Source organism: Phytohabitans flavus (assembly GCF_011764545.1).
GTDB lineage: Bacteria > Actinomycetota > Actinomycetes > Mycobacteriales > Micromonosporaceae > Phytohabitans > Phytohabitans flavus.
Genome location: NZ_AP022870.1, coordinates 6716500 through 6736799 on the forward strand (window position 1 = coordinate 6716500; position 20300 = coordinate 6736799).

Annotated in this window: 16 protein-coding genes and 3 pseudogenes; 7 read left to right on the forward strand and 12 right to left on the reverse strand. The window is 70.5% G+C overall.

Annotation, left to right across the window (positions count from 1 at the left end; translation table 11 throughout):
- Positions 1-19: 19 nt before the first annotated feature.
- Genes Pflav_RS29355 through Pflav_RS29375 form a run of 5 tightly spaced genes read right to left on the reverse strand, consistent with a single transcriptional unit; the run spans position 20 to position 5270 of the window.
- Entirely contained in the window at positions 20-1222 is a 1203-nt protein-coding gene (locus Pflav_RS29355; RefSeq protein ID WP_173039852.1) for a saccharopine dehydrogenase family protein, read from the reverse strand.
- Positions 1222-2010, reverse strand: coding sequence for an ABC transporter permease (locus tag Pflav_RS29360; protein ID WP_173039853.1), 789 nt, complete (start codon positions 2008-2010; stop codon positions 1222-1224). The genes Pflav_RS29355 and Pflav_RS29360 overlap by 1 nt, the downstream gene beginning before the upstream one ends.
- Positions 2010-2921: an ABC transporter permease gene (locus tag Pflav_RS29365; protein ID WP_173039855.1), complete on the reverse strand. Its 912-nt coding sequence runs from the start codon at positions 2919-2921 to the stop codon at positions 2010-2012. The genes Pflav_RS29360 and Pflav_RS29365 overlap by 1 nt, the downstream gene beginning before the upstream one ends.
- Positions 2918-4045, reverse strand: a complete 1128-nt coding sequence (locus tag Pflav_RS29370) for an ABC transporter ATP-binding protein (protein ID WP_173039857.1) — start codon at positions 4043-4045, stop codon at positions 2918-2920. Before Pflav_RS29370 ends, Pflav_RS29365 begins: the two co-directional genes overlap by 4 nt.
- Position 4046: 1 nt before the next feature.
- On the reverse strand, positions 4047-5270 hold the full coding sequence (locus Pflav_RS29375) for a polyamine ABC transporter substrate-binding protein (protein ID WP_173039859.1): 1224 nt from the start codon (positions 5268-5270) through the stop codon (positions 4047-4049).
- Positions 5271-5420: 150 nt separating this feature from the next.
- On the opposite strand from Pflav_RS29375, the gene Pflav_RS29380 reads away from it, so the two are divergent.
- Positions 5421-5906, forward strand: coding sequence for an Lrp/AsnC family transcriptional regulator (locus Pflav_RS29380; RefSeq protein WP_173039861.1), 486 nt, complete (start codon positions 5421-5423; stop codon positions 5904-5906).
- A 55-nt stretch (positions 5907-5961) separates the two neighbouring features.
- Here Pflav_RS29380 and Pflav_RS29385 read toward each other — a convergent pair whose 3' ends face one another.
- Entirely contained in the window at positions 5962-6564 is a 603-nt protein-coding gene (locus tag Pflav_RS29385) for a class I SAM-dependent methyltransferase (protein WP_232072072.1), read from the reverse strand.
- Positions 6565-6771: 207 nt separating this feature from the next.
- Between Pflav_RS29385 and Pflav_RS29390 the strand changes: the two genes are divergently transcribed.
- Positions 6772-8118, forward strand: coding sequence for an aspartate aminotransferase family protein (locus tag Pflav_RS29390; protein WP_173039863.1), 1347 nt, complete (start codon positions 6772-6774; stop codon positions 8116-8118).
- Positions 8103-9311, forward strand: coding sequence for an NAD(P)/FAD-dependent oxidoreductase (locus Pflav_RS29395; protein ID WP_332107799.1), 1209 nt, complete (start codon positions 8103-8105; stop codon positions 9309-9311). Before Pflav_RS29390 ends, Pflav_RS29395 begins: the two co-directional genes overlap by 16 nt.
- 87 nt (positions 9312-9398) lie before the next feature.
- Here the strand turns inward: Pflav_RS29395 and Pflav_RS29400 are convergent, their stop codons facing one another.
- Positions 9399-10163 (reverse strand): hypothetical protein, encoded by a 765-nt coding sequence (locus tag Pflav_RS29400; RefSeq protein ID WP_173039865.1) that lies wholly within the window; start codon positions 10161-10163, stop codon positions 9399-9401.
- 63 nt (positions 10164-10226) lie between these two features.
- A pseudogene (locus tag Pflav_RS29405) lies at positions 10227-10590 on the reverse strand (DUF3499 domain-containing protein).
- 137 nt (positions 10591-10727) lie between these two features.
- Here Pflav_RS29405 and Pflav_RS29410 point away from each other — a divergent pair.
- Positions 10728-11176: pseudogene (locus Pflav_RS29410) on the forward strand (metallopeptidase family protein).
- Positions 11177-11239: 63 nt separating this feature from the next.
- Here Pflav_RS29410 and Pflav_RS29415 read toward each other — a convergent pair.
- From Pflav_RS29415 to Pflav_RS29425, 3 genes and pseudogenes are all read right to left on the reverse strand, one after another.
- Positions 11240-11497 carry a WhiB family transcriptional regulator gene (locus tag Pflav_RS29415; protein ID WP_173039867.1) on the reverse strand — a complete coding sequence of 86 codons (258 nt, stop codon included), beginning with the start codon at positions 11495-11497 and terminating at the stop codon, positions 11240-11242.
- Positions 11498-11799: 302 nt separating this feature from the next.
- A pseudogene (locus Pflav_RS29420) lies at positions 11800-14297 on the reverse strand (bifunctional FO biosynthesis protein CofGH).
- Positions 14298-14391: 94 nt separating this feature from the next.
- A complete protein-coding gene (locus tag Pflav_RS29425; RefSeq protein ID WP_173032650.1) occupies positions 14392-15282 on the reverse strand; it encodes a hypothetical protein in 891 nt (296 codons plus the stop codon).
- 99 nt (positions 15283-15381) lie between these two features.
- Here Pflav_RS29425 and cofD point away from each other — a divergent pair, with 99 nt between their 5' ends.
- The 3 genes from cofD to Pflav_RS29440 all read left to right on the forward strand — a co-directional run bounded on the left by cofD (position 15382) and on the right by Pflav_RS29440 (position 19174).
- Positions 15382-16317: a 2-phospho-L-lactate transferase gene (gene cofD / locus Pflav_RS29430; RefSeq protein ID WP_173039869.1), complete on the forward strand. Its 936-nt coding sequence runs from the start codon at positions 15382-15384 to the stop codon at positions 16315-16317.
- The gene (locus Pflav_RS29435; RefSeq protein ID WP_173039872.1) at positions 16314-17324 is read left to right on the forward strand and encodes a coenzyme F420-0:L-glutamate ligase; all 1011 of its coding nucleotides are present in this window, start codon (positions 16314-16316) and stop codon (positions 17322-17324) included. Before cofD ends, Pflav_RS29435 begins: the two co-directional genes overlap by 4 nt.
- Positions 17325-17512: 188 nt before the next feature.
- Positions 17513-19174 (forward strand): glucuronyl esterase domain-containing protein, encoded by a 1662-nt coding sequence (locus tag Pflav_RS29440; protein ID WP_232072074.1) that lies wholly within the window; start codon positions 17513-17515, stop codon positions 19172-19174.
- Between the two features lie 52 nt (positions 19175-19226).
- On the opposite strand, the gene Pflav_RS29445 is transcribed toward Pflav_RS29440, so the two are convergent.
- Positions 19227-20273, reverse strand: a complete 1047-nt coding sequence (locus Pflav_RS29445; protein WP_173039873.1) for a hypothetical protein — start codon at positions 20271-20273, stop codon at positions 19227-19229.
- Positions 20274-20300: the final 27 nt, after the last annotated feature.

A 20300-nucleotide genomic window follows, 5' to 3' on the forward strand; every position in this document is an offset into this window, starting at 1 on the left:
CGTCACGGCGTGTACCTCGTCATCGCTCTTCCATCCCCCATGGCGAGCCGTACGCGGTCAGCAGGTCGAGGAACGGCCGGGCCGCGAAAGCCTCCGGACCCAGCACACCGGTGCCCGACCAGATACCCGTGGCGAGCAGCTCGAGCGCGACCACCGGGTTGATGGCAGTCTGCCACACGACGGCCTGGTGCCCGTACTCGCGCATCGACCACTCGTTGTCGACCACGTGGTAGAGGTAGACGGCGCGCGGCTCGCCGGACTTTCCGGTGCCGCGTACCCATGTACCGGCACACGTCTTGCCGCGCATCTTGTCGCCGAGCGTGGCCGGGTCGGGCAGGCAGGCGGCGACCACGTCGCGCGGCGCCACCGACACCCCACCGACCCGCACCGGGGCGGTGCCGTCCAGGCCGAGCTTGTGGAGGGTACGGAGCACCTCGATGAACTCGCTGCCCAGCCCGTACTTGAACGTGACCCGCTTGGCCTCGACCCAGCGCGGGATCAGCAGCACCTCTTCGTGCTCGACGTTGACGCACTCGACCGGGCCGATGCCCTCCGGGAAGTCGAAGACCTCCGGCTCGGAGAACGGCTCGGTGGTGTGCCAGCCCGTGCCCGCCTCCCAGACCACCGGCGGGTTGAGGCACTCCTCGATGGTGGTCCAAATGGAGAAGGACGGCGCGAAGTCGTACCCGTCCACGACGAGGTTGGCGCCGTCGCGCACACCGATCTCGTCGATCTCGCTGAAGAGCTCGTCGGCCGCGTACCGCGCGAAGACGTCGGAAAGCCCGGGCTCCACACCCATGCCCACCAGCGCCAGCCGCCCGCTCTGCGCCCACCTGTCGGCCTGAGCGAACTGGTCGTCGCCCAGCTTCACGCCGGTCTCCGCGTGCGGCCGCTCCGGATGCGGCTTGGACAACGACATCGCCATGTCCATGTAGCCGGCACCCGCGGCGTACGCGCCCTCGAAGATGGGCATGACGAACCGCGGGTCGACCGCGTTGAGCACGTGCGTGATGCCGTGCTCGCGGCAGAGCGCGGCCACCGCCTCGGCCGAGGAGGCGTCGACCCGGGCCGCGGTGAAGCGGTCGTCCACAGTGGAAACCGCGCGGGCGGCCCGGTCCGGGTCGTAGTCGGCGACGACGATCGCCTCGAAGAACGAGCGGCGTGCGGCGATCGGAACGACCGCGGAGCCGACCCCACCGGCCCCGATGACGAGGATCCGCATCAGGCGGCCCGCCGCCTGCGCACCGAGGTGCCGAGCACCAGCAGCAGCGCGATCAGGAACATGGCCGTGCCGATGACGTTGACCTGTGGCGGGATGCCACGCTGGGCGGCGCCCCAGACGTACATCGGGAACGTGACAGTGGTGCCGGAGTTGAAGTTCGTGATGATGAAGTCGTCGAACGACAGCGAGAAGGCGAGCAGCGCGGCCGCCACGATGCCCGGGAAGACCAGCGGCAGCGTCACCTTGCGGAAGGTGTGGAACTCGTCGGCGTACAGGTCCATCGCCGCCTCCTCCAGCCGGCTGTCGAATCCGGACAGTCGTGCCTTCACGGTGACGACGACGAACGAGACGCAGAACATCACGTGCGCGATGACCACTGTCCAGAAGCCGAGCGGCACGCCGCCAGCCACGAAGAGGGCGAGCAGCGAGGAGCCCATCACCACCTCGGGCGTCGCCATCGGCAGGAAGATGAGCAGGTTCGTCGCGGCGCGGCCACGGAAGCGGTGGCGTACCAGCGCGAAGGCCATCAGCGTGCCGAGCACGGTGGCCGCGACGGTGGCGATGAAGCCGATCTGCACGCTGCGCACGACCGCGTCGCACATGTCACCCGGACCGCAGGGGTTGGTCCAGTTGTCCAATGTGAACTTGTTGAAGTCGTACGACAGGCGGCTCGACGGCTCGTTGAACGAGAGCCCGACGACCACCGCGATGGGCAGGAAGAGGTAGGCGAGCACGAGCACGCCCACGCCCATCACCCAGTGGTCGGACAGCCAGCGCCCCAGCTTCATCAGAGCACCTCGTCCGTTCCGGAGCGCTTCACGTACACGAACACCATCGCCAGGATGATCGCCATCAGGAGGAACGACAGCGCCGCCGCCTGCGGGTAGTCGAGCCGCACGAGGAAGGCGGAGTCGATCACGTTGCCGATCATGTACTGGTTGGGCGTGCCGAGCAGCTCGGCGTTGATGTAGTCACCCGCCGCCGGGATGAACGTGAGCAGCGTGCCGGCCACCACGCCCGGCATCGACAGCGGGAGCGTCACTTTGGCGAACGCGCGGGCCGGGCTGGCGTACAGGTCGTTGGCCGCCTCCAGCAGCCGGCCGTCGAGACGGTCGAGGCTGGCGTAGAGCGGCAGCACCATGAACGGCAGGAAGTTGTACGTCAGGCCGAGCACCACCGCCGCCGACGTGGCCAGCAGCCTGCCGTCGGAGCCGAGGATCCCGATGTCGCGCAGCACGCCGACCAGCCAGCCGTTGTCCGACAGGATCGTCTTCCAGGCCAGCGTGCGCACGAGGAAGCTGGTGAAGAACGGGGCGATCACGCAGACCAGCATCAGGTTCTTGAAGCGGTTGGCCTTCTGCGCGATCGCGTACGCCAGCGGGTAGCCGAGCAGCAGGCACAGCAGCGTGGCGATGCCCGCGTAGAGCAGTGAGCGCAGGAAGTGCGGCCAGTACGCCGAGAGCGCGTCAGCGTAGTTGCCGAACTCCCACGTCATCGCGTACCCCTGCTGTAGCGACCCGCTCGGGTCGTACAGGCTTGTCGCGGCGAGCTGCACCGCTGGTACCGCGAAGAAGATCGTCAGCCACAGCCCACCGGGGAGCAGCAGCAGATACGGCAGGAGCCGCCGCCCCTTCCGCGGGGGCGGTGGAGGTGTCTCATGTGGACCGACCGCGGTGCCGATGTGCCCTACGACGCTCACGGTACGGTTTCCAGCAGGGGTTGTGTCGCGTCGCCGGCGCCGGCCTGGCGACTGAGCAGGAACGCGTGGTCGGGCCGCCAGTACGCCACGACGTGCGCGCCGCGCGGCACTTGGGCGTGCACGCCCGCGTTCGAGGAGAAGGCGGAGACCTCGGTGCCCCAAGGGGTGCGCACGAGGTACTGCGTGCTGACGCCCACATAGGACGAGTCCGAGATCACGCCGGTGACCCACTGGTGGCCGGACGGCACCGAGTCGGTGTTCGGGGCGAGGTGCAGCTTCTCCGGCCGTACCCCCAGATAGACGTTTCCGTCGACGACCCGGCACCGGCCCGCGGGCACGGAGAAGCGCGAACCGTAGGCCGAGATCAGCACCTCGTCGCCGGAACGGCCGGCCACCTCCCCGGCCAGCAGGTTTGACTGGCCGAGGAAGTTGGCGACGAACGGCGTGGACGGGAACTCGTAGATCTCGGCCGGCGCGCCCAGCTGCTCGATCCGACCCGCGTTCATCACCGCGACCGTGTCGGCCATGGTCATGGCCTCCTCCTGGTCGTGCGTGACGTGCACGAAGGTCAGCCCGACCTCGGTCTGGATGCGCTTGAGCTCGATCTGCATCTGCCGGCGCAGCTTGAGGTCGAGCGCGCCGAGCGGCTCGTCCAGCAGCAGCACCTGCGGGTGGTTGATGAGGGCACGGGCAAGGGCGACCCGCTGCTGCTGACCGCCGGAGAGCTGGGCGGGGCGGCGCTTGCCGAACCCCTCCAGCTGCACCAGCGCGAGCATCCGCTCGACCTGCGACCGGATGTCACCGATGCCGCGCCGGCGCAGGCCGAACGCGACGTTCTCGAAGACATCCAGGTGTGGGAAGAGGGCATAGCTCTGGAACACGGTGTTGACCGGCCGCTTGTACGGCCGGAGCCGGCTGATGTCCTTCCCGCCGAGCAGCACCTTGCCGCTCGTCGGCTCTTCCAGGCCGGCCACCATGCGCAGCGTGGTGGTCTTACCGCAGCCGGACGCGCCCAGCAGGGCGAAGAATCCGCCCTGCGGGATGGTCAGGCTGATGTCGTCGACGGCGGTGAAGACCCCGAAACGCTTCGTCAGGTTCACCAGCCGCAGGTCGCCTTTGCTCATGTCATGCCCCGATTGCCTGCTGGAACTTGGTCGAGTACGACCGCTCCTGTGCCTCGTCGAGCGCCATGAACACCTTGGTCTTGTTCATCGTCGCGTCGTCCGGGAAGATCAGCGGGTTCTCCGCCAGGTCCGGGTCGATCTCGGTGATCTTTTCCTGGGCGCCCTCTACCGGGCAGATGTAGTTGACGTACGCGGCGACCTCGGCGGCCACACTCGGGTCGTAGTAGTAGTCGATGAGCTTCTCGGCGTTCGCCTTCCGGGCTGCCTTGTTGGGGATCAGCATGTTGTCCGACCAGAGCATCAGCCCCGAGTCCGGCGCCACGAACTTGATCTTCTCGTTTTCGGCCGACAGCTGGATCACGTCGCCGGACCAGGCGATGCACGCGGCGATGTCGCCCTTGGCCAGGTCCGTGGAGTAGTCGTTGCCGGTGAACCTGCGGATCTGTCCTGAGGAGACGCCCCGCTTGAGCTTCTCCAGCGCGTCGTCGAACTGAGCCTCGGTGAAGTTGCTCGGGTCGTGCCCGTTCGCCAGCAACATCAGGCCCATCGTGTCGCGCATCTCGGTCAGACAGGTCACCTTGCCCTTGAGGTCGGCGCGGGTGAGCAGCTCGTCGATCGTGCGCACCTCGCCGGTCACGCTGCCGTTGTAGGCGATGCCGGTGAGGCCGGACTGCCACGGCACCGCGTACTCGTCGTTCTTGTCGAACGGGCGGGCCCGCAGCGAGCGGAGGAGGTTGGACTGGACGTTGGGCAGGTTGGCCTTGTTGAGCTTCTGGAGCCAGCCGAGGCGGATCAGGCGGCCGGCCATCCAGTCGGTGAGCACGAAGATGTCGCGGTCGGTGGGCTGGCAGCCGGCGAGCTGGTTCTGCACCTTGCCGAAGAACTCGTCGTTGTCGTTGACGTCCTCGGTGTAGGTGACCTCGATACCGGTGCTGTCCTGGAAGGAGATCAGCGAGGGGTGCTTGGACTCGTCCTTCTCATCGACGTCCATATATTGTGGCCAGTTGGAGAAGGCCAACTTCTTGTCGGTGCTGGAGGTGTCCTCGCTGACGCAGCTGTCTGCGTTCTGTGCGGTGCCCTCGGTGCCACAGGCGCTGAGGAGGCCACCCGTGGTGACCAGCGCGCCGGAGGCCATCGCACCGCGCACGAGGGTGCGCCGTGTGAACCTGCTGGCCGACAGCACAGCGCTGGCCTGGGGCGACAGGGGGCTATGTGTGAGGCGCATGAGCGGCTCCAGAGTGGTTCGCGAGAATGGTTCGTACGATCCGACGCCTGATCCTGGCATGATGTAATGCCCAGTTACAAGGATTCCGTTGCAGATGAGCTAATTCGCAACGAAATACGCACGTAACAGAGCTCTTCCAGGAGGCGACGGATGGCAAAGCCGCGGCAGGGCGTGGGTGAGGGTATAGCCCATGCCCTGCTCGATGATGTCGGTAAGCAGATCATTGAGCAACTACAGGAGGACGGGCGTCGTCCGTACGCCACGATTGGCAAGGCGGTCGGACTATCAGAGGCGGCCGTACGGCAGCGCGTGCAGCGACTACTCGACGCCGGCGTGATGCAGATCGTGGCGGTAACCGACCCGCTACAGCTCGGCTTCCCCCGCCAAGCGATGATCGGCCTGCGCACCACGGGCGATCTGGAGGCGATCGCCGACCGGCTGGCCGAGGTCGAGGAGCTCGACTATGTGGTCATCACGGCCGGCTCGTTCGACCTGCTGACCGAGGTGGTCTGCCGCAACGACGACCATCTGCTCGAGATCATCAGCCGGCTGCGCCAGGTCGAGGGCGTGATCGCGACCGAGGCGTTCGTCTACCTCAAGCTCCGCAAGCAGACATACACCTGGGGTACGGCGTAAAGCCGCCGCCCAGGCGAGCTGGGCGACGGCGGGAGACTGGGGCGACGCCGAGGGGCTAGGCGGCGGCGAGGGCCCGCGGGCGGCGAGCGTGGTAGACCAGCGCGGGCGGCACGTTGCGCCAGACCGTGCGCCCGACTACCACCTCTTCGAAGGCGTCCCGCAGCGCGAAGCGGAGCCGGCGGGCCGGGGGTGCCCAGAGCGCGTGGACGTACGCGAAGGTCGTGAAGGCGGCCGCCGGAGCCATCGCCTCCCGCACCGCGTCCAGCACGCTCCCCTGCCGCCGGGCGGAGAACGCCGCCCAGGGCAGCCCGCTCACGATCACGTCGGCCTGGCCGAGGCCACGCTCGCCGAGCAGCTCGCCGAGGTGCGCCGCGTCGGAGACCACGACGTCGAGACCCGGGTACCGGTCCGCGAGCCGGCCGGCGAAGACGGGGTTGAGCTCGACCGCGAGGTGGTGGCCGCGTCCGCCGAGCCGGCGCTGGATGACGTCGGTGAACGCGCCTGTTCCGGGTCCGAGCTCGACCACCACCGGGTCGCCCCCCTCGGGGACGGCGGCGCAGATGTGGCGGGCCAGGACGGCCGAGCTCGGGGCGATCGCACCCACGGAGAGGGGCGAGCGGGCGAACTCGCGGAAGAAACGCATCGCGTCGTCGGTCACGACATCAAGTCTCCCCAGCTCCGCGACGATCACCCTCCTACCTGCGGACGGGCCGGCGGCCAATAGGAGGAGATCGAGATCAACCGGGGGAGTACAACCGCCCAGCGGAGCCCAAATAGCCGGAGAGTCAACGAAATCCGTTGCGTCCGGTTTCTCGCGTGACGGATTCGCTTGCATGGCGCCATGGTGCTGTGCGGTAATCGTCGCATGGGCAACGCGACCGATCACCTCTGGATGCACTTCACCCGCATGGCCAGCTACCAGGAGGGCGAGGTGCCCACGATCGTCCGCGGTGAGGGTGCCTACGTCTGGGACGCCCAGGGCCGCCGGTACCTCGACGGACTCGCCGGCCTCTTCGTCGTGAACGCCGGACACGGGCGCACCGAGCTTGCCGAGGCCTCCGCCAAGCAGGCGGCCGAGCTCGCTTTCTTCCCGCTGTGGTCGTACGCGCACCCGTCCGCGATCGAGCTGGCTGAGCGGATCGCCGCGCTCGCGCCGGGTGACCTCAACCGGGTCTTCTTCACCACGGGCGGCTCCGAGGCGGTCGAGTCGGCGTGGAAGCTGGCCCGCGCCTACTACAAGCGGGTCGGCAAGCCCACGAAGCACAAGGTGGTCAGCCGGTACATCGCGTACCACGGCACCTCGATGGGCGCCCTCTCGATCACCGGGCTGCCCGGCATCAAGAGTGACTTCGAGCCGCTGGTCCCCGGTGGGATCAAGGTGCCGAACACGAACTTCTACCGGGCGCCGGAGCACGGCGACGACATCGAGGCGTTCGGGCGGTGGGCGGCTGACGAGATCGCCCGCGCGATCGAGCGGGAGGGGCCGGACACTGTCGCGGCGGTCTTCCTCGAGCCCGTGCAGAACTCCGGCGGCTGCTTCCCGCCGCCGCCCGGCTACTTCCAGCGGGTCCGGGAGATCTGCGACGAGTACGACGTACTGCTCGTGTCGGACGAGGTGATCTGCGCCTGGGGCCGCCTCGGCGAGTACTTCGGCGCGGTGCGCTACGGCTACCAGCCCGACATCATCACCACCGCCAAGGGCCTCACCTCCGGCTACTCGCCGCTCGGCGCGATGATCGCGTCCGACCGGCTGATGGAGCCATTCCTCGCCGAGACCGGCATGTTCGCCCACGGCATCACCTTCGGCGGCCACCCGGTCTCCTGCGCGGTGGCGCTGGCCAACCTCGACATCTTCGCCCGCGAAGACCTCACCGGCCACGTCCGGGCCAACGAGGCCGCCTTCCGGACCACGCTGGAGAAGCTCAACGACCTGCCGATCGTCGGCGAGGTCCGCGGCGACGGCTACTTCTACGGCATCGAGCTGGTCAAGGACAAGGAGACCAGGGCAACGTTCGACGACGACGAGTCCGAGCGCCTGCTCCGCGGCTTCCTCTCCACCGCTCTCTTCCAGGCCGGGCTCTACTGCCGGGCCGACGACCGGGGCGACCCGGTGATACAGCTGGCGCCGCCACTGATCGCCGCGCAGGAGCAGTTCGACGAGATGGAGCAGATCCTCCGCGCCGTACTGGCCGAGGCATGGCAGCGCCTCTGACCGCGGACAGCCTCTGGATGTCCACCGTGGACGACGACCTGGCGCCGCGCCCGCCGCTGGGTGGCTCGCTGGTGGCCGACGTCGCGATCGTCGGGGCCGGCTACACCGGCCTGTGGACCGCGTACTACCTGGCCGCCGCCGAGCCGTCACTGCGCATCGTGGTACTGGAGAAGGAGTTTGCCGGGTACGGCGCGTCCGGGCGCAACGGCGGCTGGTGCTCGGCCCTCTTCCCCACGCCGGTACGGCTGTTGGCCCACCGCCACGGCCGGCAGGGCGTCGTCGCGATGCAGCGTGCCATGAACTCCACAGTGGACGAGGTGGGCCGGGTCGCGGCGGCCGAGGGCATCGACTGCCACTGGAGCAAGGGCGGCACGGTCGTCGTGGCGCGTACGCCGGCACAGCTGCGGCGGGCCAAGGCGGCCGTGGAAGAGGCTCGGGAGTACGGCTTCGGCGACGACGACGTGACCCTGCTCGGCGCACGGGAAGCGGCGAAGCGGTGCGGCGCCACGAAGGTGCTGGGTGGCACGTACACCCCGCACTGCGCCGCGATCCACCCCGCTCGGCTGGTGCGCGGCCTGGCCCGTGCGGTCGAGCGGCGGGGCGTCGGCATCTACGAGGGCACGCCGGTGATCGGGCTGCGCAAAGGCGCGGCCGAGACCCCGGCCGGTACGGTGCGGGCCCCGGTGGTCGTGCGCGCGACGGAGGCGTACACGCCGGCGCTGCCCGGCGCCCGGCGCTCGATCGCTCCGGTGTACTCGCTGATGATCTCCACGCCCCCGCTGCCGGACTCCTTCTGGGCCACCGCGGGGCTGGCCGAGCGGGAGACGTTCGCGGACTTCCGGCGGCTCATCGTCTACGGGCAGCGCACCGCTGACGGGCGGCTGGCGTTCGGCGGGCGCGGCGCGCCGTACCATTTCGGGTCGAGGACGAGTGCCGCCTACGACAGCGAGCCGCGCGTCTTCGCGGCGCTGTACAAGGCGTTGGTGGAGCTATTCCCCGCACTCGCCGGCGTGCCAGTCACGCACAGCTGGGGCGGCGCCGTGGGAGTCGCGAGCGACTGGTCCGCGTCGGTGGGGCTCGACCGCGACACCGGGCTCGCCTGGGCGGGCGGCTACGTCGGCGACGGCGTCGGCACGACGAACCTCGCCGGGCGTACCCTCGCCGATCTGATCCTCGGGTGGAGAGCGACCTGACCTCGCTCCCCTGGGTGGGGCACGAGTCTCCACAGTGGCCACCGGAGCCGCTGCGCTGGATGGGCATCAACGCGGTCCGGAAGGTCGTCACGTGGGCTGACGCAGCCAGGTTGTGATCTGTTCCCGCCTGGTCTCGTCGTCGAGCGTGGGGCAGACCCGCTCGCAGTGCTCCAGCCCCGGCCGCTTGTAGGCGAGGCAGCAGGCCGAGGCGAGCGGCACCGGCCCGATCCACCGCCGCCGTACCGCCAGCGGACCGCCACCGGCGAGCAGGCGATCCGCCTCCGCCGCGGCGGCGTGCGCCGGGGCCGGTGGCAGCTCCCCGGCGAAGGCGCTCATCACGGTGTCGGCGACGAGGGCCCAGGCCGTACGCCGGCCGAGCCGCGACACGCCCCGCAGCGTGTCGATGACGGGCGTGGACAGGGCCAGTACGGAGCCGACCAGCTCGGCCTCCATCGCGGGCCTGACCACCACGCCCGGCGTACCGGCCAAGGGATCGCCGGGCAGCACGGCGAGCGCGGGCGCGTCCACCGACAGGGCGTCGAACCAGCCGTCCGGGTCCACGCGGAGCGCGGTGCCGTCCGCGGTGAGCAGCGGCAGCCGGCGCTCCTCCCGGTACGCGAAGACGAGCAGCCGGATGAACGAGCCGGTCACCCAGCCGGCCATGTGAGTGGCCGCGGTCTGCGCCGGGCAGCCCGACGAGGCCACGAACGCGCGCATCTGGGCGGCCAGCACACCGCCGTCGGAGTGCAGCTCACGGAGGGTGTACCAGCCGTCGCCGTCCCGGGTCGTGGCCGCGGGCGGGTAGCCGTCAGCGGCGTTGTAACGCTCCAGGAGGGCGTTGGCCGGCAGCATGAAACCCTCCCCATCAGATGAGGGAAGGCTAAGCTAACTTCCGCGAGATGTCGAGGTGGGCGGTCAGTGGCTGGGCGGGATCACCCGCAGGTGGCCGCGGCGGCCGGTCTGCTGGCCGGAGCGCGGCTCGTCGGGGAAGTCGTCCAGCCGGGGGGTGGGCCGGGCGGCTTCACGGACGGCCTCGGCGAGCGCGACCAGGTCGTCCGTGGAGGGGGTGGGGGTGCGAACTCACCGTCGTGGCGCACGAGCTCCCAGCCGCGGGGGCGGTCAGGCTGCGGGCGTGCGGCTCACACAGGTCGTAGGTGTGCGGCTCGGCATAGGCCGCGAGGGGTCCGACGACCGCGGTGGAGTCGTTGTAGACATAGGTCAACGTCGCGACGGCCTGACGCGGGCAGCCGTTTCGGGAGCAACGCCGTGTTGACCTCACGGCGGCACGTTATCTCCCCTACCCGCTCCACCGGTCCGGATGCGACCGCGACACGCCGAACATCGGTGATCACGATATGAAGACGCAGGTTGGACACGGGGTGAGTTACGTCCCTGCCGGGCTACTAGGCTCTCTACGTGAGCAGTCCCGAACCGCGACGGCCCAGCCCCGGCCGCCGGTCCCACCGCGACCGTCACGGCCGCGGCCTCCGCGGGCGTCTGGTGCCGGCGACGGTGCCGCTGGCCCGCACCAAGGCGGAGATCTTCGACGACCTCGTGCTGGACACGGTGGAGGCGCTCGAGCGGCGCTTCGCCAAAGAGCTGGCCGGCGTCGAGTTTGCCGTCGAGGATGTGCCCCGGACCTCAACGTCTACGACTCCGACGTGCTGGAAGACGGCGAGGTGCCGCTCGCCCGCCTACTGCCCGGGCGCCCCGGCCGGCAGGAGGTCCCGCCCCGGATCGTGCTCTACCGCCGCCCTCTTGAGTTTCGCGCCATGGATCGGGAAGACCTCGCCGACCTTGTGCACGACGTGATCATCGAGCAGGTCGCCAACCTCCTCGGCGTCGACCCCGACGAGCTCGCCTGACTCTCAGCCTGGTGGGCCAGCACTCCCCCCATGGTGCGCTGGCCCAGCCGGGCGGAGCGGGACTCAGGCGACGCGGCGCTTGAGCTTGCGGCGCTCCCGCTCGGAGAGCCCGCCCCAGATGCCGAAACGCTCATCGTGACCCAGTGCGTACTCCAAGCACTCGGCCTTGACCTCGCAACGCGAACAGATCCGCTTCGCCTCGCGGGTCGATCCGCCCTTCTCCGGAAAGAACGCCTCCGGGTCGGTCTGCGAGCACAGGGCCCGCTCCTGCCACTCCGGCGCGTCTCCGATGAGGTCGGCCACCTCCAGTGGGCCGTCCATCAGCCTGCCTCCTTCTTGCGCACCGGCCGCGTCGCCGGCGCAACCCCCCACGCGGAAGGCGTGTCTTTTGTCCGAACGGAGTAGTTTCAGTTGATCCTAGGGAACAACCAAAGATCCTATTCGAACAACCCCAGTGAAATTACACGCGTGTAATGCGTGCGTCGTCAAGCCGAACCTGATAAAAGGACTCGCTTTCTCGGCGCGCCGTGCGCGACTCGCGGGAGAAGCGCGCGAGTCACCATGGCCCCTATCGATTCAGCCCCCGCCGGGGTAACGCCCAGCGCCGCAAGTCACGCGGTGCCTCAACGTGGCGCGTACGCCGTCGTGCGCTCCCGGGCCGGGCGGCCAGCCGCAGCGGCGATCGAGCGGAGCTGCTCGACGGTACGCGCGGAGCCGTTGGCAGAGCCCGCCATCCGCGAGATCGTCTCCTCCATCAGCGTGCCGCCGAGGTCGTTGCAGCCACCCTTGAGCATCGCGACTGTACCCTCGTCGCCCAGCTTTACCCACGAGCACTGGATGTTGGCGATCCGCCCGTGGAGCAGGATCCGCGCCATCGCGTGCACGACCCGGTTTTCCCGCCAGGTGGGCCCGGGGCGGGCGACGCCGGCGAGGTAGATCGGCGCGTTTGTGTGCACGAACGGCAGTGCCACGAACTCGGTGAACCCGCCCGTACGGTCCTGTACCTCGGCCAGCACGCGGAAGTGCCCGAGCCAGTGGCGGGGGTGGTCGACATGGCCGTACATCATCGTGGAGCTGGACCGGACGCCGAGCTCGTGGGCGGTCGACACGACCTCGACCCAGGTGGCGGCCGGGAGCTTGCCCTTGGTGAGCACCCAGCGGACCTCGTCGTCGAGGATCTCGGCGGCGGTGCCGGGGATCGTGTCCAGCCCTGCCTCGCGAAGCATGGTCAGCCAGTCGCGGATGGACATACCCGCCTTGCTCGCCGCGGTGACGATCTCCATCGGCGAGAACGCGTGCACGTGCATCTGCGGCACCCGCTCCTTGACCGCGCGGACGATGTCGGCGTACGCGGTGACCGGCAGCTTGGGGTCGATGCCACCTTGCATGCACACCTCTGTCGCGCCGGCCCGCCATGCCTCCTCGGCCCGGTCGGCGACCTGGTCCACGGAGAGCCGGAACGCGTCAGCGTCCCGCTCGCGCTGGGCGAACGCGCAGAAGCGGCAGCCCACGTAGCAGACGTTGGAGAAGTTGATGTTCCGGTTGACCACGTACGTGACGTCGTCGCCAACCGCGTCCCGGCGCAGGTCGTCCGCGATCCGGCAAAGCTCGTCGAGCGCCGCCCCGTCAGCCTCGAAGAGGGCCATGGCGGCGCCCTCGTGCCGCAGCTCCAGGAGCGCGGCAGGGTCGCTGGCCGCCAGCCGCAGCGCCGCCGCGACAGGCGTGGAGGGCAGGACCGCCGGGCCGGAGACGGAGGCGGCCACCTCGGACCAGTCGCCGTACACAGAGTCGAAGTCGCCGCGGCGGTCGTCGGTGCGGCCCTCGGTGTCGATCTCCTTGTGGAGGTCGACGCGGCCGGCCGGGATCGCGTCGTCCGGCTCCTGCCAGGGGCGGCCGACCAGCTCGGCGTCCGGGTCGGCCAGGCCGGTCTCCAGGGACAGCGCGGCCACGTGCGGGAGTACGCGCGGGTCGAGCCACGGGTCGCCGCGCACCACGTACTCGGGATAGATGGCCAGGCGCTCGCGCATGGTGAAGCCCGCAGCGGCCGTGTGGCGGGTCAGCTCCTCGATCTGCGGCCAGGGGCGCTCGGGGCTGACGTGGTCGGGCGTCACCGGCGACACGCCGCCCCAGTCGTCGATGCCGGCGCGCAGCAGCAGGTCGTACTCGCCGGCGATGAGGTTGGGCGGTGCCTGGATGCGGGCCCGGGGCCGAGCAGGATGCGGGCGACGGCCACCGTGGCGGCCAGGTCGTGCAGCTCGGCGTCGGGCATGCCGCGCATCGCCGTGTCCGGCTTGGCGCGGAAGTTTTGCACGATGACTTCCTGGATGTGCCCGTACTGCCGGGCCGCCCGCCGGATCGCGAAGAGCGAGTCGGCCCGCTCGGTCAGCGTCTCGCCGATCCCGATCAGGATGCCGGTGGTGAACGGCACGCCCACCCGCCCGGCGTCCTCCAGCACCCGCAGGCGGACGGCGGGCTCCTTGTCCGGTGAGCCGTAGTGCGGGCCGCCCGGCTCGCTCCACAGCCGCGTGGCCGTGGTCTCCAGCATCATGCCCATGCTGGCCGCGACCGGCTTGAGCCGCTGGAGGTCGGCCCAGGAGAGCACGCCGGGGTTGAGGTGCGGCAGCAGCCCGGTCTCCTCCAGCACGGCGATCGCGCTGGCCCGTACGTAGTCCAGAGTGGAGTCGTAGCCCCGCTCGTGCAGCCACTCGCGGGCCGCCGGCCACCGCTCCTCCGGCCGGTCGCCGAGCGTGAAGAGCGCCTCCTTGCAGCCCTGCGCGGCGCCGTCGCGGGCGATCTGGAGCACCTCGTCGCGCTCCAGGAAAGCGGCCGGCAGCCGGTGCGGCACGGTGGCGAACGTGCAGTAGTGGCACCGGTCGCGGCAGAGCCGGGTGAGCGGGATGAAGACGTTCTTGGAGAACGTGACGACGCCTGGCCGCCCCGCGTCGCGCAGCCCGGCGTCGCGGATGTCACCGGCGACACTCAGAAGCTGGTCAAGTGGCTCGCCGCGGGCGGTCAGCAGCGCGGCCGCCTCGTCCACGTCGAGCGCCCGCCCTTCGGCGGCCCGGTGCAACGCGCGCCGGAGGCTGGCTTCGGTGGGCCGGGCTTCGGTGTGATCAGCCACCCGACGAAGCCTACGGCGATGCGGCGTGGGGAGGGCAGTTGCCCTCCCCACACACCGTTCGGGAATCTTTCGGCGACTCGGTGAGTCGCGCGGGTTATCGCTGGACGGGCCGGGTCGGGTCGTCGCCGAGGCCGCCCGGCGGGGGCGGCGGGAAGCCGGCCGAGGGCAGCTGGCTGGCCGGGTTGATCAGCTGGGTCTGCTGGCCCGGCTCGGTCGGCGGCACCTGCTCGTGACTGGGCGGGGTGCTTATCGGTGCCTGCGGCGGCACGGCCGGCATCTGCGGCACCGGTGCGGTGGGCGGACCCGCCGGGCCGGCACCGTATGGCTGGGCGGGCTGCTGGGCCGGCTGGCCATACGGGTGCGGGTAGGCGGCGGTGGGCTGCCCGTACGCCGGCGGGTAGCCCTGCTGCGGGTACCCCGGCTGCTGGCCGTAGCCCTGCGGGTAGCCAGGCTGCTGCCCGTATGCCGGCTGGCCGTACATGCCCGGCTGGGGCTTGGGCTTCGGCACGAAGTAGAGGCCGCGGGCGATCCGGACCAGCGCGTACGTCGCGATGGCGAGCACCGCCAGCATGGCGATCCGGACGAGGAACGCCTTCAGCGCGTTGAAGACGCTGTCGTCGGCGATCTTCACGACGCCGATGAAGAGGCCGAAGATCACGCCGAAGAAGGCGGCCGCGGCGTACTCGATCAGGGCCACCAGCGTGATGACCTTGGCCCGCCCCAGCGCCGGCTGGAGATGGTTGGCCAGGAGCACCGCGAGGAACGGCAGGCCGATCGTGACGAGGTTGACGAAGCCGTCGAAGCTGCCGGCGGCGTTGCCCGTGAAGGTCTCGAAGTCTCCGGTCGGGATGAGGCTGAGGATGGCCACGAAGAGCAGCACCGCCGTGGCGCCCAGGAGCACCAGGGCGGCGAGCTCGCGCAGCGGCTTGGTGAACTGGCTGGCCGACGTCCCGTCGCTCGGCTTGGCCTCGGGTTGGGTTGTCAAGGCTCCCCCTGGGGTGGCGGACAAAGCGGTCTGCGCCCGTGAGCCTAGCGGGCCGGGGGTAGTACCGCTGCGCTCCCATGGCCTGCGGGAGGATGGGGGATGCGGATCGTGGTACTGGCCGGAGGCATCGGCGGGGCTCGTTTCCTGGTCGGCGTGCGCGCGTACGCCCGCGAGGTGGGCGCCGAGGTCACCGCCGTGGTCAACGTCGGGGACGACGCATCCATGCACGGGCTCCGGATTTGTCCTGATCTGGACAGCGTGATGTACACGCTTGGTGGCGGCGCCGATCCGGAACGTGGCTGGGGTCGGGTCGGCGAGACGTGGACCGTGAAGGGCGAGCTTGCCGCGTACGGCGCCGAGCCCACCTGGTTCGGCCTCGGCGACAAGGACATCGCCACCCACCTGGTACGCAGCACGATGCTGACCGCCGGCTACCCGCTCTCCGCGGTGACCGAGGCGCTCTGCGACCGGTGGCAGCCCGGCGTGCGGATGCTGCCGGCCAGCGACGACCGGCTGGAGACCCACGCCGTGGTCGATCTCGACGGCGAGCAGAAGGCAATCCACTTCCAGGAGTGGTGGGTGCGGTACCGGGGCAACCTGCCGACCGAGCGCTTCGTCTTCGTCGGCGCGGAGTCGGCCAAGCCCGCGCCCGGGGTGCTCGACGCGCTCGCCGCGGCCGACGTGGTACTGCTGGCGCCAAGCAACCCGGTGGTGAGCATCGCGCCGATCCTGGCCGTGCCGGGGCTGCGCGAGGCGGTCGCCACGGCCGCCGCCCCGGTGGTGGGGATCTCGCCCATCATCGGCGGCTCCCCGGTGCGGGGCATGGCCGACAAGTGCCTGGCGATCGTGGGTGCGGAGTGCACCGCGGCCGGCGTCGGCTCGCTCTACGGCGCCGACCTCCTTGACGGCTGGCTGGTGGATACGACCGACGAGGGTGCGACGGTGCCGGGCGTGACGGTACGCGCCGTTCCACTGTGGATGACCGACGAACAGGCGACCACCGCGATGGTGCGCGCCGCGATGGAGCTGGCGTGAGGTTGGAAGTACTGGCGGTCACCGGGATCGGCGACGTCTCCCCCGGCGACGACCTGGCCGCCCTGATCGCGGGCGCGGCCCCCTGGCTGCGCGACGGCGACGTGCTCGTCGTCACCAGCAAGATCGTGTCCAAAGCGGAGGGTCGGCTTGTCGACGTGCCGACCGACGGTCCCGAGCGGGCCGCCGCCCGCGACGAGGTACTCGCCGCGGAGACCGCGCGCAAGGTGGCTACCCGCGGGCAGACCCGGATCGTGCAGACCCACCATGGGTTCGTCATGGCCTCCGCCGGCATCGACGCCTCCAATGTGGACCGCGAGCGGCTTGTGCTGCTGCCCAAGGACCCGGACGCCTCGGCCCGCGCGCTCCGGGCGGCGCTGCGCGAGCGGCACGGCGTCGACGTGGCCGTGGTCGTCTCCGACACGATGGGCCGCCCGTGGCGCAACGGCCTCACCGATGTCGCGCTCGGCGCCGCTGGCATCGCGCCGATTCGCGACCACCGCGGCGAGACCGACCCGTACGGCAACGAGCTGAACATCACCCAGATGGCCGTGATCGACGAGCTGGCCGCCGCGAGCGAGCTGGTCAAGGGAAAGACCGACCAGGTGCCGGTCGCGGTGGTGCGCGGCTACATGTCCAGGCCCGGCGACGACGGCCCCGGCGCGGTGCGGCTGGTGCGCGAGGCGGCGTCCGACATGTTCTCGCTCGGCACCGCCGAGGCACGCGCGGCGGGCCTGCACGCGGCCGCGCTGCTGCCCGTCGACCCGCCGCCGGCCGAGGAGCCGGCGGAGTCGGCCGCGGTGGAGCGGGCGATCGCCGCGGTGGCCGGCGTGGTCGCGCCCGGCACGCTTTTTACCCACATTCCAGACGAAGGGGTACGGGCTACGCCGCCCCGGTCCACGGACGCCGCAGCCCTGGTGCGCTTCGGCACGGACCTGCACCGGTTGCGGGCCGCTCTGGCCGCCGAGGGCGCCGAGGCGGTGCCCGTGCTCCCGGTCCTGCCGGGCTGATTCATCTCGTGCGGGCCCGGGGTGGCCCGTCTCTCGCGTAGGTGGCGTGAGTTTCGGCTACGGCTGACAGTCGTACCGGAACAGTATTGACATGTTTCGGTGTTCCGTTCGAAACTTGTCGATGTCGGCATCGGTGATCATCGATCGCGGCGCCGCGCCCACCACCCCACCCCGGAAGGAGAGCCCCGGTGAACATCAGCTCGGGCCGCTCTAGGTTCCGATCGACGGTCATCGTGCTGGCAGTAGCGGTGCTCGCGGTCACCGGAACGGTAACTGTGTTAACGAGAACCTCCACCCCCGCGTACGCGGCCACGGGCGTCGAAGACGACGGCGCCGACTGCCCGGTGGCCAACAACCCCGCCACGTCCAGCGCCAGGCTCCCGGATCCCTTCCGGAAGATTGACGGTAGTCGCATCACATCCAAGGCCGACTGGCGGTGCCGCCGCGCCGAGATCCGGGAGATGGCGGAGCGGACCGTCTACGGACAAAAGCCTCCGAAGCCGGCATCTGTCACGGGCACCGTCTCGACCAGCAGCATCACCGTGAACGTGTCGGACCAGGGGCGCAGCGCCAGCTTCTCGGCAAGCGTCCAGCTGCCGACGACCGGCTCCGCACCGTACCCGGCGGTCTTCGTCGTGGGTGGGTTCGGCGCCGACACCGCGACCATCCGCAGTTCGGGTGCCGCGGTCATCAGCTACGACCCGCTCGCCGTCGGCCGGGAGGGCACCCCGCGCAACAACAAGCAGGGCGCCTTCTACAGCATCTACGGGGCGTCCAGCAGCACCGGCATCCTGATGGCCTGGGCCTGGGGCGTAAGCCGCCTCATCGACGTGATCGAGTCCTCCGGCAGCAGCGTCTTCCGGACCGACGGACTTGGCGTCACCGGCTGCTCCCGGTACGGCAAGGGCGCCTTCACGATCGGCGTCTTCGACCAGCGCATCGCGCTGACCATGCCGATCGAGTCCGGCAGCGCCGGCGCGCCGATCTTCCGCGGCATACCCGGCGAGTCCGGCGCCCAGCCGCTGAGCAGCGCCTACGGCGAGCAGCCGTGGCTCGGCGACGCGTTCAGCTCGTACACCGGCAACCCCAACGCGCTGCCGGTGGACACCCACGAGATGGTCGGCATGGTCGCGCCGCGTGGACTGCTCCTGATGGAGAACCCGCACGTCGACTGGCTCGCCGCCCGGTCCGGCAGCAACGCGGCGCTCGCCGGTGCCGAGGTCTACAAGGCACTCGGCGTGGGCGGCAACATCACGTACTGGTCCGACGTCGCGGACGGGACGCACTGCGCGGCCCGGAGCGAGTGGCGCACTCCGATCCAGCAGTTCATCCAGAAGTTCCTGCTGAAGACGGGTAACGCCGCCGGCACCATCCGGATCTCCAGCCGCAAGCAGGGCAACCTGGCCGAGTGGCGGGACTGGACCACACCGACCCTGACCGACGGCCCGACCACACCGCCGCCTACGACCCCGCCGCCTACCACTCCTCCGCCGACCACCCCGCCACCCACGACGCCGCCGCCCACGACTCCACCGCCCACCACGCCGCCGCCGACCGGCAACGGCTGTACGGCGACGGTCTCGCTGAACCAGTGGACGGGCGGCTTCGTCGCGACGATACGGGTGACGGCCGGCTCCGCACCCATCAATGGGTGGACGGTCGCGGCGACCCTGCCGTCCGGCGCGAGCGTCACCAACCACTGGAACGCGAACCGTACCGGCACCAGCGGCGCGGTCCAGTTCACCAACGTCAACTACAACGGCTCCATCGCCGCCGGCCAGTCGACCGAGTTCGGCTTCCAGGGCACCGGTACCGGCACGGGAATCACGCCCACCTGCACCGCCAGGTAGCGCTTTTGGTACGAGCGAGCCCCAGGTCTTGTGGGACCTGGGGCTCGCTTGGTCAGTCCAGCCAGACCGCCACGCGGTGGTCCTCGTCGGTGACGTAGACCCGCTGGCCACCGTCGGCAGCCAGGCCCTCGACGTTGTGGAACGGGGCCAGGTCCGCGACGAGCTCGGCCGCGATCCGCCGGCCGCCGTCCGGGGTGGGCAGGCGGAAGCGGATGTGCCGGCTGGTCACCTCCCCGCCCTCAGGGTGGTCGTCGAGCAGCACCGAGCCCTTGCCCAGCGCGTCGATCGAGCCGACCACCGCCTCGTACGTGCCGCCGCCGACGGAGGTCAGCGCCCGGAACCCGACCAGCGCGCCCGGCGGCGTCACACCGGTGAGGGCGTACGCGCCGAGGACCTCCGGCCAGGTCTGCGCGTCGCTGTCGAACATGCCCTCCACGCCGGCCACCTCCACCAGCACCGGCTCGCCCTTCTCGGTCACCGGGAAGCGGAGCCCGAGCAGCAGCGTGCCGGACGGTGTGAAGGCGGCCGCCTCGACGTTGAGCGGGAGGTCGCCCCGGGCGAGGCGGGTGGCCCAGCTCTTCTCCCGCGCCGTACCCCGGTTGATCGTCTCCACGATGAACCTGGTCCGCACCCGGTTGCCCGGCGGCAGTGGCGTGATGTCGGCGGCCGCCAGCGCGTCGTTGACAAGCCGGTGCAGCCGAAACTGGTTGCGCACGATCTGAAGTGGCGCCGCGCCGGGGCGACCCGCGTCCGACTCCCGGAAGCGCGCGACGAACGCACGCTTCGGGCGCAGCGGGCCACCCTTCGAGCCGAAGTGCGAGCCGAGCACATAGACCCACTCACCGGAGCGGGCCAGCGCCTCCCCATCCTCGGTGCGGCCCGTCTCCACGCCCGCGTCGAACGCGGCGTGGTGCGCCGTCCAGGTGCCGTCCGGGCGTTCCAGCAGCAACGCCAGGCACTGCTCGACGGTGCCCTCGTCGAGCACCGTCCAGAACGCCCGCCGCGCGCCGTGCGCCGCCAGCACTTCCGGCGCGTGCACGGGCAGCAGGTCGCTCGCCTCGTTGGACCCGACGGCGAGCTCTACCGAGGTAAGGGTCATTGCCTACCACGCTCCAACACTCGGCGC